18 protein-coding genes are annotated in these 17,447 nt (G+C 32.4%); 12 read left to right on the top strand and 6 right to left on the bottom strand.

All coding sequences use genetic code 11. The annotated features are described in order from the left end of the window. Positions 1-178: 178 nt before the first annotated feature. The 4 genes from ACJTHF_RS06690 to ACJTHF_RS06705 are packed head-to-tail and all read left to right on the top strand — an operon-like array spanning position 179 to position 4,153. Positions 179-1,030, top strand: coding sequence for an S-adenosyl-l-methionine hydroxide adenosyltransferase family protein (locus ACJTHF_RS06690; RefSeq protein ID WP_119469338.1), 852 nt, complete (start codon positions 179-181; stop codon positions 1,028-1,030). A gap of 18 nt (positions 1,031-1,048) precedes the next feature. Beyond that, positions 1,049-1,603 carry an ECF-type riboflavin transporter substrate-binding protein gene (locus ACJTHF_RS06695; RefSeq protein ID WP_058591917.1) on the top strand — a complete coding sequence of 185 codons (555 nt, stop codon included), beginning with the start codon at positions 1,049-1,051 and terminating at the stop codon, positions 1,601-1,603. Positions 1,604-1,610: 7 nt separating this feature from the next. Then, positions 1,611-3,323, top strand: coding sequence for an ABC transporter ATP-binding protein (locus tag ACJTHF_RS06700; RefSeq protein WP_119469339.1), 1,713 nt, complete (start codon positions 1,611-1,613; stop codon positions 3,321-3,323). Further along, positions 3,320-4,153 carry an energy-coupling factor transporter transmembrane component T family protein gene (locus ACJTHF_RS06705; protein WP_048540458.1) on the top strand — a complete coding sequence of 278 codons (834 nt, stop codon included), beginning with the start codon at positions 3,320-3,322 and terminating at the stop codon, positions 4,151-4,153. Before ACJTHF_RS06700 ends, ACJTHF_RS06705 begins: the two co-directional genes overlap by 4 nt. 92 nt (positions 4,154-4,245) lie before the next feature. On the opposite strand, the gene ACJTHF_RS06710 is transcribed toward ACJTHF_RS06705, so the two are convergent. Then, positions 4,246-4,989 (bottom strand): glycerophosphoryl diester phosphodiesterase, encoded by a 744-nt coding sequence (locus tag ACJTHF_RS06710; RefSeq protein WP_119469340.1) that lies wholly within the window; start codon positions 4,987-4,989, stop codon positions 4,246-4,248. Between the two features lie 163 nt (positions 4,990-5,152). Here ACJTHF_RS06710 and ACJTHF_RS06715 point away from each other — a divergent pair, with 163 nt between their 5' ends. Then, positions 5,153-6,550, top strand: coding sequence for an MFS transporter (locus tag ACJTHF_RS06715; protein WP_088592724.1), 1,398 nt, complete (start codon positions 5,153-5,155; stop codon positions 6,548-6,550). Between the two features lie 52 nt (positions 6,551-6,602). Here ACJTHF_RS06715 and ACJTHF_RS06720 read toward each other — a convergent pair whose 3' ends face one another. Then, positions 6,603-7,772: a hydroxymethylglutaryl-CoA synthase gene (locus tag ACJTHF_RS06720; protein ID WP_107603402.1), complete on the bottom strand. Its 1,170-nt coding sequence runs from the start codon at positions 7,770-7,772 to the stop codon at positions 6,603-6,605. 102 nt (positions 7,773-7,874) lie between these two features. On the opposite strand from ACJTHF_RS06720, the gene ACJTHF_RS06725 reads away from it, so the two are divergent. The 3 genes from ACJTHF_RS06725 (at position 7,875) to brnQ (ending at position 11,901) form a co-directional block, all read left to right on the top strand. Beyond that, complete coding sequence (locus ACJTHF_RS06725) at positions 7,875-9,032, top strand: thiolase family protein (RefSeq protein WP_078355317.1); 1,158 nt, start codon at positions 7,875-7,877, stop codon at positions 9,030-9,032. After that, a complete protein-coding gene (locus tag ACJTHF_RS06730; RefSeq protein ID WP_107603401.1) occupies positions 9,032-10,309 on the top strand; it encodes a hydroxymethylglutaryl-CoA reductase, degradative in 1,278 nt (425 codons plus the stop codon). The genes ACJTHF_RS06725 and ACJTHF_RS06730 overlap by 1 nt, the downstream gene beginning before the upstream one ends. A gap of 233 nt (positions 10,310-10,542) precedes the next feature. After that, positions 10,543-11,901 (top strand): branched-chain amino acid transport system II carrier protein, encoded by a 1,359-nt coding sequence (gene brnQ, locus ACJTHF_RS06735; RefSeq protein ID WP_078355319.1) that lies wholly within the window; start codon positions 10,543-10,545, stop codon positions 11,899-11,901. A gap of 58 nt (positions 11,902-11,959) precedes the next feature. On the opposite strand, the gene ACJTHF_RS06740 is transcribed toward brnQ, so the two are convergent. Genes ACJTHF_RS06740 through pgaC form a run of 4 tightly spaced genes read right to left on the bottom strand, consistent with a single transcriptional unit; the run spans position 11,960 to position 15,359 of the window. After that, on the bottom strand, positions 11,960-13,000 hold the full coding sequence (locus ACJTHF_RS06740) for an acyltransferase family protein (RefSeq protein WP_058591926.1): 1,041 nt from the start codon (positions 12,998-13,000) through the stop codon (positions 11,960-11,962). After that, positions 12,993-13,859, bottom strand: coding sequence for an intercellular adhesin biosynthesis polysaccharide N-deacetylase (gene icaB / locus ACJTHF_RS06745; protein WP_078355321.1), 867 nt, complete (start codon positions 13,857-13,859; stop codon positions 12,993-12,995). Before icaB ends, ACJTHF_RS06740 begins: the two co-directional genes overlap by 8 nt. Further along, positions 13,846-14,163, bottom strand: coding sequence for an intracellular adhesion protein IcaD (gene icaD / locus ACJTHF_RS06750; protein ID WP_078355322.1), 318 nt, complete (start codon positions 14,161-14,163; stop codon positions 13,846-13,848). Before icaD ends, icaB begins: the two co-directional genes overlap by 14 nt. Continuing rightward, positions 14,127-15,359 carry a poly-beta-1,6-N-acetyl-D-glucosamine synthase gene (gene pgaC / locus ACJTHF_RS06755; protein WP_078355323.1) on the bottom strand — a complete coding sequence of 411 codons (1,233 nt, stop codon included), beginning with the start codon at positions 15,357-15,359 and terminating at the stop codon, positions 14,127-14,129. The genes icaD and pgaC overlap by 37 nt, the downstream gene beginning before the upstream one ends. A gap of 158 nt (positions 15,360-15,517) precedes the next feature. Here pgaC and ACJTHF_RS06760 point away from each other — a divergent pair, with 158 nt between their 5' ends. The 4 genes from ACJTHF_RS06760 to ACJTHF_RS06775 all read left to right on the top strand — a co-directional run bounded on the left by ACJTHF_RS06760 (position 15,518) and on the right by ACJTHF_RS06775 (position 17,332). Then, positions 15,518-15,718 carry a TetR/AcrR family transcriptional regulator gene (locus tag ACJTHF_RS06760; RefSeq protein WP_407812601.1) on the top strand — a complete coding sequence of 67 codons (201 nt, stop codon included), beginning with the start codon at positions 15,518-15,520 and terminating at the stop codon, positions 15,716-15,718. Positions 15,719-15,736: 18 nt separating this feature from the next. Beyond that, positions 15,737-16,078 carry a hypothetical protein gene (locus ACJTHF_RS06765; protein WP_407812602.1) on the top strand — a complete coding sequence of 114 codons (342 nt, stop codon included), beginning with the start codon at positions 15,737-15,739 and terminating at the stop codon, positions 16,076-16,078. A 265-nt stretch (positions 16,079-16,343) separates the two neighbouring features. Next, a complete protein-coding gene (locus ACJTHF_RS06770) occupies positions 16,344-16,511 on the top strand; it encodes a hypothetical protein (protein WP_158259694.1) in 168 nt (55 codons plus the stop codon). A gap of 200 nt (positions 16,512-16,711) precedes the next feature. Next, positions 16,712-17,332: an NAD(P)-dependent oxidoreductase gene (locus ACJTHF_RS06775; RefSeq protein ID WP_078355324.1), complete on the top strand. Its 621-nt coding sequence runs from the start codon at positions 16,712-16,714 to the stop codon at positions 17,330-17,332. Positions 17,333-17,447: the final 115 nt, after the last annotated feature.

Consider the following 17,447-nt stretch of genomic DNA (forward strand, 5'->3'; position numbering starts at 1 on the left):
TATTGCCACCACTTTTCTAACAACGAAAAGTGGTGGTTTTTTATATAGTAAAAAGCTGATAAACTAAAAGCCTTTAAAACATAGTAAATTTCTCAACTTTGTATTGACATTTAGTGGTATTGCGCGTAATGTTTTTATATAATTCTGAATATTTAAAAAGAAAATCGGGAGGATTATTATGGGAAATTTTTTAGTATTACAATCTGATTTTGGATTGGAGGATGGTGCAGTAAGTGCTATGTATGGTGTTGCTCATACGGTAAGCAATGATATTGAAATTAGTGACTTAACGCACAATATCCCACCATATGATATATGGGTAGCATCATATCGTTTATATCAAACTGTTAAATATTGGCCAAAAGGCACGGTGTTTGTTTCAGTGGTAGATCCGGGAGTTGGAAGTGATAGAAGAAGTATTGCATGCTTAACTAAATCTGGACATTATATTATTACACCAGATAACGGGTCATTAAGTCATATTCAATATTACGAAGGTATTGAAAAAGTAATCGCAATTGATGAAGTTAAAAGCCGCTTACCTCACTCTGAGGAAAGTCATACATTTCACGGGAGAGATGTATATGCTTATAATGGCGCAAGACTCGCTTCAAAACAAATTACTTTCAATGAACTTGGCCAACCTATTGAGCTTGATTCCATTAAACAATTAGAAATTATTGAAGCTAAAAATGAGAATGATATTTTAAGTGGTAGTATTGATGTATTAGATATAAGATTTGGTTCTTTATGGACAAATATTCCTTTAGACTATCTAAAAGAAGCAAATTATTCACACGGAGATCAAATTATGGTGTCTATTTTCCATAATGAGAATAAAGTGTATCAAAATATTATTAAATTTGTACGTTCATTTGCTGATGTAAATATTGGAGAACCACTTGTCTATGTTAATTCACTTGTTAACATCGGTATTGCCGTTAACCAAGATTCATTTTCAAAACTATATCATATCGGAACAGGTAAAGAATGGACAATCCAATTATCGAAAGTATCATTCAATTTATAATGAAAGGAAGAATATATCATGAATAAACAAGGTATATCAGTTAAAACTATCGTAGCTATAGGTATTGGTGCAGCAGTATTTGTTATTTTGGGTAGGTTTGTTGTAATTCCAACTGGCTTCCCAAACACTAACTTAGAAACATCTTATGCATTTTTAGCTTTAATTTCTGCTATATTTGGTCCTTTTGCTGGATTTATGATTGGCCTTATTGGTCACGCTGTTAAGGACTTCACGACTTATGGTAGTGCTTGGTGGAGTTGGGTAATATGTTCAGGAATTATTGGCTTTTATTACGGATGGATTGGGCAAAAAATCAATTTAGCTACTGGACAATTTAGCAAAAAAAGCATTTTATATTTTATAGTCGCTATTATTATTGGAAATATTGTATGTTGGGGTTTAATCGCACCAATTTTAGATATTTTAATCTATAGTGAACCGGCTAATAAAGTATTTACACAAGGTGTCATTTCTACAATATTAAATATTGTATCAGTAGGAATTATTGGTACACTACTTATAAAAGCTTATGCATCAACTCAAGTACAAAAAGGCAGCTTGAGAAAGGATTAGATTAACAATGGCTAAACCGATTATTACCTTTAAAAATGTTAATTTCAAATATTATAGCCAATCTGAACCAACACTTCACAATATAAATATTAATATTTATCCTGGCGAAAAAGTGCTTATAGTTGGTGCTTCAGGTAGTGGTAAATCGACTTTTGTAAACTGTATAAATGGACTTATTCCCTTTAAGTATGAAGGTGACTTAACTGGCCAAATAATTATTAATGGGGAAGATGCTAAAGAATGCACTTTTCATGAACGGTCAAATATAGTAGGAACGGTTCTTCAAGATACAGATGGTCAGTTTATTGGATTAACAGCTGCTGAAGATATGGCGTTTATGTTAGAAAACAATAATGTTCATAAAGAAACCATGCATAAAGACGTCCACCACTGGTCTAAGGTTGTCAATATTGATGAACATTTAAATAAGCGTCCACAAGATTTGTCAGGTGGTCAAAAACAACGTGTTTCATTAGGTGGCGTACTCATACATCAGCCTCCTATTTTAGTACTTGATGAACCTCTAGCAAATCTAGATCCTCATTCTGGCTACCAAACAATGAAACTTTTAGAAGAGTTACATCAATATACAGATTCAACTATGATTATGGTAGAACACCGCTTAGAAGAAGCGCTTGATGACACTTTTGATCGCGTCATCTTATTTAAAGATGGAGAGATTTATGCAGATTTAACACCTAATGAGCTATTACGTAGCAACTATTTAAATGAATGTGGTATTAGAGAACCTTTATACGCATCAGCTGTGAAATACACTCAAATACCTATTCAAGAAAAAATAAATTTCGCTAATGTTAATGAAGTATCCACAAATAGTGAAATTAAACATGCTATCAAAAATTGGCAATCTGAACAAATTGTCCCTCAAAATCAATACAATCAATATAAACCTTTATTAACTTTAGAGGATATTAATTATCAATATAATCGCACGAGTGGAAAAATATTAAATCATATAAATCTCAATATATATCCTGGAGAAATGTTAAGTATTGTGGGACATAACGGAGCAGGCAAATCTACATTAGCAAAAGCAATTTGTGGTTTTATACATACTAAAGGAAAAATGTTTTGGAACAACGAATCATTCCACAAACTTTCAATCAGCGAACGTTCTGAACATGTTGGCTATGTCATGCAAAATCCAAATCATATGATATCAGAAAAGATGATTTTTGATGAGGTTGCTTTAGGTTTAAAACTCCGAAACATAGATGAGGCTGAGATTAAATCACGCGTTTTTAATATTTTAAAAACATGTGGTTTATACTCTTTCAGAAATTGGCCAATTTCTGCATTGAGTTATGGACAGAAAAAACGTGTAACAATCGCATCTATACTTGTACTAAATCCAGAAATCATCATTTTAGACGAACCAACAGCAGGACAAGATTATTATCATTACACGGAAATGATGACTTTCTTAAAATCCTTAAACGAGGATGGACAAACAATTATCATGATAACGCATGATATGCATTTACTAGCTGAATATACGGACCGTACTATTGTTATTTCTGATGGTAAGATTATTGCTGACACTACTCCAATAAAATTACTAGCAGATCAAAAGCTATGTGAGCAAGCGGCTCTGAGACAAACATCATTATATAAACTTGCGCAACGTGCTCAAATTACATCTCCTCAAAATTTCGTGAGAACATTCATAGAATTTGATAAAGAGGTGAAAAAATCATGAATGAGTTTAATACACTAGGCTATCATCCAGGAAATAGCCCTATACATTATATAAACGCAACAGCAAAACTCATTTTCTTTTTATTACTATCAATTTCTGCAATGATGACTTATGATACACGTTATTTGATTATAGTAAGTATTTGTTCTCTGATTCTTTTTAAAGTTTCTCAACTTAAATGGTATCAAGTTAGTTTTGTTGTTAAATTTATCGCTTTTTTCACAGTAATCAATGTTATCGCCGTTTACTTATTTGACCCTGAATACGGCGTCCGCCTTTATGGTGTTAGAACAGAATTATGGTCAGGTGTTGGAAGATTTACTTTAACAACTCAAGAATTATTTTATTTGTTTAATCTATTATTAAAATATGTATGTACCATTCCTTTAACACTTGTATTTTTATTAACAACAAACCCTAGCCACTTTGCAGCAAGCTTAAATCGTATAGGTGTTAATTATAAAATCAGTTATGCCGTAGCATTAACATTAAGATACATTCCTGATATCCAAGAAACATATCTAGAAATATCACAAGCACAACAGGCTAGAGGCTATGAAATGTCTAAAAAAGCAAGTATCATTAAACGTCTTAAAGGCGTATCACAAATTGTAATGCCTCTAATATTTTCAAGTATTGAACGCATTGATACTGTCAGTACAGCAATGGAACTTAGACAGTTTGGTAAACATAAAAAAAGAACATGGTATGTAAGCGAACCATATCAATTCAAAGATTATATGACCATTGTTATTGTAATATGCTTTGTCGCAGTAGCGATTGCATTATTCTTTATCAATGGCAGTAGGTTTTATAATCCATGGCATTAATAAAACAGAGGTAAGACTACCGTCTCTAATACGGAAGACTTACCTCTGTTTTTATTTTGGAAAATCTAGTGTAAGAAACTATTTAGTCTCTCCTACTCAGACAAATGCACCATTTTATCTGCGCTATCTGTAAATATCCCATCAACACCCCAGTTTGCAAGTTGGTTTGCGCGTGTTGGTTTGTTTACGGTCCAAACGTTTAATTCATAACCCGCTTCTTTGACCATTCTCACTTTTGCTTTTGTGAGTTTGGCATCTTCTGTATTCACTATCTTTGCATCGCAATAGTCTAACAATGTTCTCCAGTCTTCTTTGAATGATGTCGTATGGAAGATGACAGCTCTTTTATATTCTGGCATGATTTCTTCTGCTAGTTTAACGAGTACGAGGTTAAAGCTTGATATGAGTACTTCTTGATTTTGATTTAAGTTTGCTAATTTTTCTTTAACTTGCTTTACCATACTTTTAGATAGAGCGAGTCCATTCGCGCCAGTGACGCCTTTCAACTCTACATTTAAGTTCATGTTATATTCATTTGCTATTTCTATCACATCATCGAATGTTGGTAAGCGTTCATCTTTAAATTTCGCACCATACCATGATCCTGCTGATGCTTCTTTTAATTCTTCATAGTTTAATGCTGTTATTTCCCCGGACATACTTGTTGTACGGTCTAAATAGTCATCATGAATGATGATTAATTGTTCATCTTTTGTAATGGCAACATCTAACTCTAGCCATTTTACACCTTCTATTTCTGAAGCTGCTTTAAAAGATGCTATTGTATTTTCTGGAGCTTTACTTGGTAATCCTCTATGTCCATATATTGTTAGCATATTACCTCTCCTTGCGCTTTTTATTTTTAAATTGTTAATTTTTTGATTCTTAGGGTATATATTTACAACAAACATCCGTAGAATCAGCATACCTGTATTATCACATTATTGGTCTGTTTATTGCCAACAAAATGTGTATAGATTTTTTAAGGAGGGTATGGTTATGGCTAGTGAAACAATTACAATACATACGAAACAGGATATTATCGATTATGTGAACGAACGTAAGACGACAAAGCGTACGTCACTATTATTAATTATCGTATTAGGCACAATATTTTTAGATGCTTATGATTTAACAATTTTAGGGACAGCGACTGATCAACTTACTCAAGAATTCAAACTTTCTCCGACTTACTTATCATTCATTATGACAGCAATGCCATTCGGTGCATTATTTGGTGCTGCAATTGGTGGATTTTACGCCGATAAATTAGGTCGTAAATTAATTCTATCTGTCTCATTGATTTCTTTAATCATTGGGGCAATTGGGGCTGCGTTATCACCTGCACCAGCTATTTTATTATGTTTCAGATTATTGATGGGATTTGCAATTGGTATGGATAGCCCAGTTGCTTTTACTTTTATAGCAGAAATCAGTAATAAAAAAGATAAAGGCCGTAACGTCAACTATTGGCAAGTCGTTTGGTATATCGCCGTTGTATCTTCGGCTCTTATCGTTATTTTGTTATATTCTCTTGGTACAGGTGCTTGGTTATGGCGTTATTCCGTAGCACTCGGCGCAGTGTTCGCAACGATTATACTCGTTTTAAGATTATTTTATTTAAGCGAAAGCCCATCATGGTCAATGAAAAATAAAACCTTAACAGAAGCGAGTAAAGAACTCGAGAAGAACTACAACATCAATGTGAATATCGAACCTAATAAAGGTGAAGATGAATCATTTAGTAAAACAGAAGTTAAAAATCCTTTACGTACATTGTTTAATAAACGCTATCGTAAAAGAACAATATTAGCGACTTCCATTGCAACATTACAAGGTATGCAGTACTATGCAATCGGTCTATATATTCCTTTAATCGCAATTTATATAATCGGAGAAAACAAAATCGAATCCTTATCAGGTACTGCACTCATTAATATCGCGGGTATCATTGGTGGTTTAACTGGTGCATTACTCACAACAAAATACGGCGCACGTAAATTAACAATTGTTGGGTTTAGCATTGTAGGGACAGCCATGATTATTATAGGTTTATTTTATGGACATACCTATACTTGGTTGATTGCGTTAATGGTGGCATTCTTCCTATTTGGACATTCAGGTGGACCAGGAACTCAAGGTAAAGCAATTGCCGCCCTTTCATACCCTACAATTCTACGAGGTAAAGGAACAGGCTTTGTAGAATCCGTGAGTAGATTCGGTAGTATGTTTGGTACATTTATTTTCCCAATTATATTAGCTAACTTAGGATTAAATAAGACAATGCTGCTATTAGCATTAGTGCCTATAGTTGGGCTAATCATTACTACTTATATTAAATGGGAACCAGTCGGTAAAGATGTCGAACACGAAGATCAATATATTGAAAAAGTTTAATACAAAAAGCAAAAGCCTAGGACGTCTTAAGTGATGTCCTAGGCTTCATTTATTACTCTTCTGTTTTATATGTTCTAATGTGATCTGCGATACTGTGTAAGTATACTTTTGAATATGGATCTTGTCTGAGTTCACGTTCGAAGTCAAATTCTTGATTATCAAATCTATTAAAGAAAGTTTCGTATTCTTCTACAGATAATTGTTCTCTTGATGCAAGCATGTCTAAGTGTTTTTCTTTATCTAGCGCTTTATCATAACCATCTACGATTGAACCACTAAATATTTCAGCTACTGCACCTGAACCATAACTAAATAGACATACTTCTTGTCCTGCTTGGAATGTATGGTTTTGTAATAAAGAAATTAAACTTAAATACAATGAACCTGTATAAATATTTCCTACGTCTCTATTCCATAGTACAGAATCTTGATATGCATCCATTAATCTGTTTTTAATTGAATCTTCTACGTTTTCGTTTAAAATAGTCTTGAAGGCTTTTTCACCCATTTTAGTAAATGGAACGTGGAAACAGAATGATTCAAAATCATTTACTTCATGACCTGTACGTTTAGCGTATTCATTCCAAACTGTGTTGAATGATTCAATGTATGCATCTTTAGATAAAGCACCATCTACGACAGGATATTTTTCAGATGTTGGTCTCCAGAAATCATATACATTATTTGTATATGCAACGCTATCGTCATTTAATTCTAAAATTCTAGGATTATGACTCAATAGTAAAGCGACTGCTCCTGCACCTTGTGTAGGTTCTCCACCTGAATTTAATCCGTAACGTGCGATATCAGTTGCGATTACAAGTACTTTTTTACTCGGATTGTTAGATAAGAAGTCTTTAGCAAGTTGGATAGCTGCTGTAGCTGAGTAACACGCTTCTTTCATTTCAATACAACGTGCAAATGGTTGAATATTTAATTGGTCATGAATCTCTATTGATGCTGCTTTAGAGTGGTCGATTCCCGATTCAGTCGCTACAATCACCATGTCGATATTTTTTTTATCTTGTTCAGATAAAATATCTTGAGCTGCGTTAATACCCATTGATATAATATCTTGGCTTACTGGATTAACGGCCATTTTATTTTGACCGATACCTATTTTAAATTTATTTGGATCTACTCCACGAGCATTTGCCAAATCGTCCATACTTACATAAAAACTTGGGATGTAAAAATCTAATTTATCAATACCTATTGCCATAATAATTTCCTCTCAATATGTTATTTTATATATTGAATGATATCAAACTACATCAAATATTGACAATTATTAATAAATAAATTTTTAAGGAGAACATAAAATATGAATAAAGTTGTAATCGTAAGTGCTCAAAGAACCCCTGTAGGAAAATTCAGAGGAAGGTTGAGTAACTACTCTGCAGTAGAATTAGGGACTGCTGCTTTAAAATCTGCAATTAATAAAATCCAACTAGATCCTAAAGATATCGAAAATGTTATTTTCGGTAACGTTGTTCAAGCTGGTACGGGACAAAATGCTGCTCGACAAATTGCTGTAAATGCCGGTTTACCATATGAAACACCTGGTATGACTGTAAACGAAGTTTGTGGATCAGGACTTAAATCTATCATTTTAGGCAAACAACTTATTCAACTTGGAGAAGCAAATGTTGTTGCTGTAGGCGGCATCGAAAGTATGACGAACACACCAGACCTTATTCTTAAAAAAGGCGACACACCTGTTAAAAGTTTCATGCATGATGGTTTAACTGACGTCTTTCATAATATGGCGATGGGCTTAACTGCAGAAGCAATTGCAACTAAATATGAAGTTACCCGTGAAGAACAAGATACGTTTGCATTAAATTCACATTTAAAATCTGATAAAGCAACAAAAGCTGGTAAATTCAATGAAGAAATTGTTCCATTAGAAGATGTTAATGGTGAAACAATAACTTCAGATGAATTAATCAGACCTGAAAGTACAATAGAAGATCTTGCAACATTAAAGACAATTTTCAAAGAAGACGGTACAGTTACTGCGGGTAACGCTTCAGCTTTAAGCGACGGTGGTTCTGCTTTAATTTTAATGAGTGAATCATACGCGAAAGAACACGGCTACACAATCTTAGCAACTGTCGGACAACACGCTGAAATCGGCTGTGATCCATTATATATGGGTTATGCACCATTCTATGCCGTAGAGTCACTATTAAACAAGACTGGAAAAACAATTCAAGATATCGATTTAGTTGAGATGACAGAAGCATTCTCAGCACAAAGCATTCCTGTTAAAAAAAACCTTAACATTCCAGATGAGAAATTTAACATTTATGGTGGCGCGATTGCTTTAGGTCACCCACTAGGATCAACAGGCTCAAGATTGGTTACAACACTTGCACATGCCTTAAAACAAGAAGATAAGCAAACGGGTATTGCAACTGCATGTATCGGTGGTGGCTTAGGTATAGCATTAATGATAGAAAAAGGAGTAGGACTTTAATGAAACCTTTAACGAAAGACTTCAGACATTTATCACGACCTGAGAAAATCAAACAATTAAAAGATCATGGTTGGATTAAAGAAGAATCTGAGCAAATATTACTTAACAATTCAGAAATAGATAAAGAACTTTTAGAGAATTTAATCGAAAATGTCATTGGTCAAGGTACGCTACCAGTAGGTGTCTTACCTGAAATTATAGTAGAAGATAAAACGTATGCTGTACCTATGATGGTTGAAGAACCATCAGTTGTTGCAGCAGCAAGTTTCGGTTCTAAACTTTTCAACAAATCTGGTGGTCTTAAAGTCGTTCAAAGTGACAATATTAAATTAGGTCAAATCGTATTTGATAATGTTACAGATACTGCTCAACTATCTAAAGATATTTTAAATTTAGAATCAGATATCCGCCAAGTAGCCGATCAAGTCTACCCTTCTATCCTTAAAAGAGGTGGCGGTTACCGCAAAATCGAAACGGATGAATTTCCTGAAGAAGGTATGCTTTCTTTAAAAGTTCATATCGATACACGTGATGCAATGGGTGCTAATATTATCAATACCATTCTTGAAGGAATTGCGCACTATTTAGAAACTCAATTAAGCGATACAAACATACTAATGAGTATTCTTTCAAACTATTCAACAACATCTGTTATTCGCATTGAAGGTAAAATCGCCATTTCAGACTTAGAAAAAGATGAAGTAAGCGGTGCAGAAGTCGCACACCGTATGGAACGAGCATCTGTATTAGCTCACATCGACCCATACAGAGCAGTCACACATAACAAAGGTGTTATGAACGGGATTAGCTCAGTCGTATTAGCTTCAGGAAACGATACGAGAAGCGTTGAAGCAGGTGCGCATGCTTATGCAAGTAAAGACGGACAATATAGAAGTTTAACAACTTGGAAATATGATAGTGATAACCAATTTTTAGTAGGTACAATAGAATTACCATTAACACTCGGCATTATTGGCGGAAGCATAGACCTCTTACCAATATCTAAAGTTACACTAGACTTACTAGGTGTTAAAACAGCACAAGAATTAGCACACATTGTAGCTGCAGTCGGACTCGCACAGAACTTTTCAGCATGTCGTGCACTCGTATCAGAAGGTATACAGCAAGGTCATATGAACCTTCACTATAAATCCTTAGCAATTAAAATCGGTGCAAAAGGTAGTGAAATCCAACTTATAACAGAAGCACTTAAAAGTATGGATAAGCCAAACCTAGAAGCTGCACAAGGATTACTTTATGAGATGAGAAATAATTAGAAATTTGGTGCGCTAACGATCTTGTTTCACTTTCTTGAACGTTAGAATTTCTAACGATCTTGTTTTCGTTTCTTGATCGATAGCACCACAATAAAAGTATAAAAGAGCCTAGAACAACAATGTATATCGTTGTTCTAGGCTCTTTTTATGTATATCCTCAATATCAATTTGACATCTTCTTACAAAACACATTAAGATAGTGAAGTTGATTAAAAAAATAGGAGAAATTTATCATCATGAAAAATAAACTTACTTTTAAAGAAAATATATATATCGGATCATTACTTTTTGGCTTGTTTTTTGGAGCGGGAAATTTAATCTTCCCTATTCATTTAGGTCAATTGGCAGGATCAAATGTTTTAACGGCCAATATTGGTTTCTTAATTACTGCGATTGGTTTACCATTCTTAGGAATTATCGCAATTGGTATTTCTAAGACGAATGGTATTTTTGAAGTAACGACACGTGTAAATCGCAAATATGCTTATATATTCACGATTTTACTTTATCTTGTAATTGGTCCTTTTTATGCTTTACCTAGGCTTGCAACGACATCGTTTGAAATTGCATTTACACCGTTTATTTCAGATTCATCTGTCACATTATATTTATCGATATTTAGTATTTTATTCTTCTTAGTTGCTTGGTTTTTCTCAAAAAAACCTTCAAAAATTCTAGAATATATCGGTAAATTTTTAAATCCTGTATTTTTAGTCCTTTTAGGCTTATTGATTTTATTAGCGTTTATTAATCCAATTGGACAAGTATCAAATGCTAATATTAGTCCTGATTATGAAAACAGCGCGTTACTAAAAGGTTTCATTGATGGTTATAATACGCTAGATGCTTTAGCTGCACTTGCATTCGGTATTATTATCGTATCAACTATTAAAAAGTTAGGTATTACAAACCCAAATCATATTGCGAAAGAAACATTCAAATCTGGTACGATTAGCATTATTTTAATGGGTATTATTTATAGTTTATTAGCATTTATGGGTACGATGAGTTTAGGTCATTTTAAAGCGAGTGAAAATGGTGGCATAGCTTTAGCTCAAATCGCACGATATTATTTAGGTGATTACGGCATCATATTACTATCACTCATCATTATTGTAGCTTGCTTAAAGACTGCTATTGGCCTAATCACAGCCTTTTCAGAAACATTCACAGAACTATTTCCAACGCAAAACTATTTAATGTTTGCAACAGTTGTAAGTATTATTTCATGTATTTTTGCAAATGTTGGTTTAACAAAAATTATTGAATACTCTACACCAGTATTAATGTTTTTATATCCTTTAGCGATTACAATTATTTTGCTAACGTTATTCAGTTCATTCTTTAACCATTCAAAAATCATTTATCAATTTACGACATATTTTACAATGATCGCTTCATTTGTTGATGGTATTAAAGCAAGTCCTGAATTCATCGCAAATACAGGTTTTGCACATGCAGTTATCACTTTTGGCGAAAAATTCTTACCATTCTTCACGATTGGAATGGGTTGGGCATTACCAGCCTTTGTCGGATTTATCATCGGCTTCATCGTATATCAATTTAAGAAATCATCATACAAAACAACATAATTCAGACAAATGCAAGTTACCTCGACTATGAGATAACTTGCTTTTTTTATATAGATATTTATTTGTTATAAGGTTGTCTGCCCATTACGAATTTAAAAATTTGAAATTCTCTTAATAAAATACCAATCCCTAGACAACATCCCACAATAAACAATAATGATATTGGAATAAAGATAAAAGTCTGTTCTTCAAATATACTTGTATATTGGAACATATATTCCAATATAATCGGATGTAATAAATAAACGAAAAATGAATATCTACTAATCAATTCAACAGAACTAAACATAAATTCATCAAACTGTGAGCTAAAGTTAATTATAATTAAAAATGCAAAAGTGATATATAATAAAATACGATAATCCATACTACTAACCATCCAATAATCATGTTCTCCTACAAATACAAAGGCTACGTATGCAGCAATTGTTAAAAATACAATTAAAGCGATGTATTTCGTTACGAAATCTTTAATAGCTTGATAATTATGACCTACGTAAGAACCTAAAAAGTAATAAAACAGCCAACCAATTATGAATGTTTCAGGACTAAATGGATAATACTGACTTATAAATTCTCTAACAGGTTCAACATTTTGGTAACTATACAAATAGATTGTATTAATTATGAACGAAATGATAAGACTCCATTTTGAAAAAAGTATTTTAGCATTTATTCGATAGATGATCCAATTTAACAAGAAGAACTGAATAATGATTACAATAAAGTAGCCATACCAATTACCTTGAATAACATTCTCTGTGTATTGCGTTAAGAATGAATCATTTAATTTAAGTGATTCAGAATAACTATAGAAAGCACCCATAATTAAGTAAGGTAATAATATATATTTTAGACGTGTTCTTAAATAGCCTATTTTTAATTTATCATTATAATTTAGTGTCGTTAATAGTTGAGACAATATAATAAATGAAGGTGTCCCGATAATTAAGATCATTCTGATCCAATATAAGACTTGTAATTGCATATCATCAGGTTCATTTGTGTTTGTAAACTCGGTAAAAACATGTGTTAGTACAATTAATAAACATAAAAATGTTCTTAAATATATAAATTCAATATATCTTCCTTTACTCATGATTAAATCCTTCCCATTTCTTAACAAGCTTGTTAAAAGCGTCATCACTTACCATAACTCTTGGAATGTAAAAATTATCGCTATCTGGAACAACTGCTTTTTCTTCCAATGTAAATCCATACTTGATTGATGTATCATTATCAAGTTGTTTAATTAATTTATCGTTTGCTTGACCGTACGGATATGCGATCGCTTGTTCATTTCCATCTAGTTCATCTTTAATATAGTCCGTACTTTTATCGATATCCTGTTTAATATTTCCTTTTTCAGCAAATGATACAAATTTTGATTTATCTTTTTTCATAGTATGCATATCATGTGTATGCGATGCAAAATCCCATAACCCGCTATTCTTCATTTTGAGTAATTCTTTTTTAGGCGACATACGAATATTATGAAAATCAGGGTCACCTACATGATCCGTTATTACAAAACCAGTTCCTTGGACATCGTATTTTTTCATAACTGGAAAGGCATTTTCATAAATACTTTGATCCATATCATCAAAATTTAACCACACACAATTTTTAGGGAACTTACCTTTTTCTTTGTAATGAATGAATTCATCTAAAGATAAAAATTGAGCATTTTTTCCTTTTAACCATTTAATATGAGATTCGAATTGCGTTTCAGTGACACTATAAATTTTCAATTCTTTACTATTTGAGAATGCTGATAGCAATTTATCTATCCATGTGTCTTCTCTCACTCGGTGATAGTTTAATGCAAGACATCCATTTTTCTCGCCACCAAGTGTTTTTTGTTTCTTAGCAAGTACTGATTGATCACTAGAAATGAACATGAATAATATCAAAGCTATCATCATCGACCACTTAAAACTTAACTTAATAATACTCATGTGGTACAGCTCTCTTTCTTCTAACATTGAATCGAAACGTAATCATCAAATATACAGAAATGATGATTGAACCAATCACAAAATAATTAAACATCGAGACAATATCACCTTTCTCAAGATTCAATATCACTCTTACAATTTGTATAAAATGATTGTCTATCGGTAATAACGATCCTACCATTACAAATAGCACCGTTATGCAATATAGCCATAATATAGATGACGCAACAAACACAATTGACTCTCTGAAAATATTTAAATTTGATTCTACTCTTTTATGTTCCCTCTGTCTGGACTTGTCCATGTAGCAAACGCTCCTTTTTTTCGTTTAAGTGCTTTCGGAAATGCAACAACGACGACAATCGCATTGATTAACCAATAGAAAGTTGGGTACCAACTTAAAAATATGACAAATAAATTGTTTTTTCTTTCATATCTACTATCAATCAATAAAGAAATAGTAAATTGAATAATGTTAATAAACGTCAGTAAGAATGCTGATATTAAAAAGATATTTAATTGATAATTATAGAAGTAGTAATCCAAGAAGTTTAATCGCAGTATTGTGTAACATAAGATAACAACTATGCCATATACCCATATTACAGAAAGGATTTGTTCAATAAATAACAACCATAATGAAATATTTCTTACTTTTAACATGTTCTTAAAATCTCTTAAAATCACTTCATGTCCACCTTGGGACCATCTTACCCTTTGTTTCCATAACCCCTTAAATGTTTCAGGAACAAGCATCCAACATAATGCTCTCGGTTCATATTTTATTTTGTATCCCGATAAATGGAACTTCCATGACACTGCAATATCTTCAGTAATCATGTCCGTATCCCAATATTGATTCTTTTCTAATGCTTTTTTATTAAATAACGTAAAAACACCAGATATTGTATTAACAAAGCCATTAATTGTTTGTGCTCTCTTTATACTCCCTATCATGCTAGCGTATTCGATTGTTTGAATTTTCCCTAGTAAAGTAGATTTATTTCTAATACGTGGGTTCCCCGTTACTGCACCGATTGTTGGATCATCAATTAGACTTTCCACCATAAAGTACGGTGCATCATCGTCGATAATCGTATCTGCATCCACACACATCAAATATGGGTATTGAGCATATTGAGCTGCAATATTTAACGCATTTGCTTTACCCCTATTTTCTTCTAAATTAATAAACTTAATTTTGTACGCTTGTTTAAGTCTTAATAATTCTTCCTTAGTTTGATCCGAACTCCCATCATTAACAGCAATAATTTCTTTGATTGGATATGAGAGATCATTTAAATTTTTAATCGTCTCTGCAATGGTGCTTTCCTCGTTGTAACAAGCGATAAGAAACGAAATCCCTTCTTGTGGTTGATAGTTGATATGTTTAGCTTTCAACTTTCTTTCGATAAAAATATAGTAAATCAAAGTTCCGATTATCCAAAAAATTGACATAGCTATTGGATAAATAATAAAAAATAATAATAAAAGCTTCATATTTCCTCCTAACGAACGGTAGTTTGTAAAAATAGTATATCATTTCCAGAGAAAAAGGCAATGCGTAATTTATTGTGTTAAATGTAAACGTTTTTACGAGTGATTTTTTGTGCTATTTCCTGTATAGTTATTCATATGTAGCAAAGGAGGCAAATGAAGTGAATAATACATCTGAGAAACTCATTCATATAAGTATGAGAACCTTTTCTGAAATGGGCTATTATGGAACATCACTAAATAATATTGCCAATGAACTAGGAATAAAAAAGGCAAGTTTATATAACTACTTTAAAAGCAAAGATGAATTGTATGAACAATGTATTGAAAATTGTATGTCAGTAGGACTAAGTATTATTTAAGGAATCGATTCTCAGCCTCTGAATGTATATGATGAGCTTTCTTCTTTTTTCTATAATTATATTTACGATTCAGATTACTTAGTAAAATTTTATGTCCAGTTATCATTTGCACCTTCAAACTTTACATCTAATATTGAACATTATAATCATAAGTTATCAACTGCTCTAACGTATAAATTAGAAAAGATTCATGCACATCATAAACTTAAATTAGATAAGAGTGACTTTGTATTATTAGTTAGGATGTTTATTAATGGGTGGCTTTATCGTAGAGCATACACACAATCAGAGAAAACACAAAATGAAGTTAAAAACGAATTCAATCATCACGCAAATTTGCTATTAAGTAAAATTAAATAAAGTAGAACATTATCGTAGTTTACAATTCAACTGATAAAACATTAAAACTCTAGTGCTTGAATGATAAAGACAAAATAACATCTCATTGCTTACTGAATTATTAAGTAGAATGAGATGTTATTTTTTAAAACTATATTTTTGATTTAAAAATAATTTATCAAAGTGAATATAAAGAATAAAAACTTAAATTAATTACAATTTTTGTTAGAACTAAAATAAATTTGGGTAATATACTTATATATACAAAATAGGAAGAGGTATAAGTATGGTCAAGAATCACGGGAGAGACTATTTTGAAGACATTAGTGATGATTTATTATATGTTTCACAAACAATTAGTCAAAAAATATCATCTAATGAATATAACTTATCTGAAGAGCTCGCTATAATAAAAGAAATCTTGGAAAGGTTGGAATCCAAATTATCAGATTAACTCATGAATACTTTTAATAAAAACCATTTCCACATTTCTTGGAAATGGTTTTTATTTTATATATTAGAACTCACCAGATAAATTAGTCTCAAATGAAAAAGTAGTTATATAATCTTTGTAATGCATACTGGTGATATATCATATATACTCAAACATATTTATAATCAAAATAAAAAACTTTTATAAAAGGAGCAATACAAATGAAAATTTTAATTTTAGGTGCTACTGGCAGAGTTGGACAAGAAGTATTAACACACGCACTATCAGACGGCCATGACGTAACTGTACTCGTTCGTGATAAAAATAAATTAAGCATCGACCATCAATCTGTGAGACTAATCGAAGGAAATGTATTAAATCCAAATGATATTCAAAAAGCAGCTGAATGTAACGACATTATTGTAAGTGCATTAAGTACAGACGGCTCCACTACATTATCAGAAGCTATGCCATTAATTATTGAAACAATGTCACAACAAGGCAGTAAACGTATCATCACAATAGGTACTGCTGGCATATTACAAAGTCGAACTGACAAGAATTTACTACGCTATCAATCTAACGAATCTAAAAGACGCACAACACGTGCAGCAGAAGAACATCATAAAGTTTATACAATCCTTAAAAATTCAGAGCTAGATTGGACAATCATATGCCCAACCTATTTACCAGATGGCGAAAGAATCGGACAATACAGAGTCGAACGAGACTACTTACCAGAGAATGCCGTGAAAATATCTGTCCCAGACACAGCAGACTTCGTTTACGATCAAATATCGTCCGACGAATTTATTCAATCACGCGTTGGAATAGGATATTGAAATAGAATGTAAAATGCCTCCGAATGTTGCTAGTCATGTTCGTCTTGCAATATTCGAGTCTTCTATGTTGCTAGTCATGCTCGTCTTGCAATATTCAGAGCTTCTATGTTGCTAG

The organism is Mammaliicoccus sp. RAM2 (assembly GCF_045897195.1).
Taxonomy (GTDB): domain Bacteria; phylum Bacillota; class Bacilli; order Staphylococcales; family Staphylococcaceae; genus Mammaliicoccus; species Mammaliicoccus sciuri.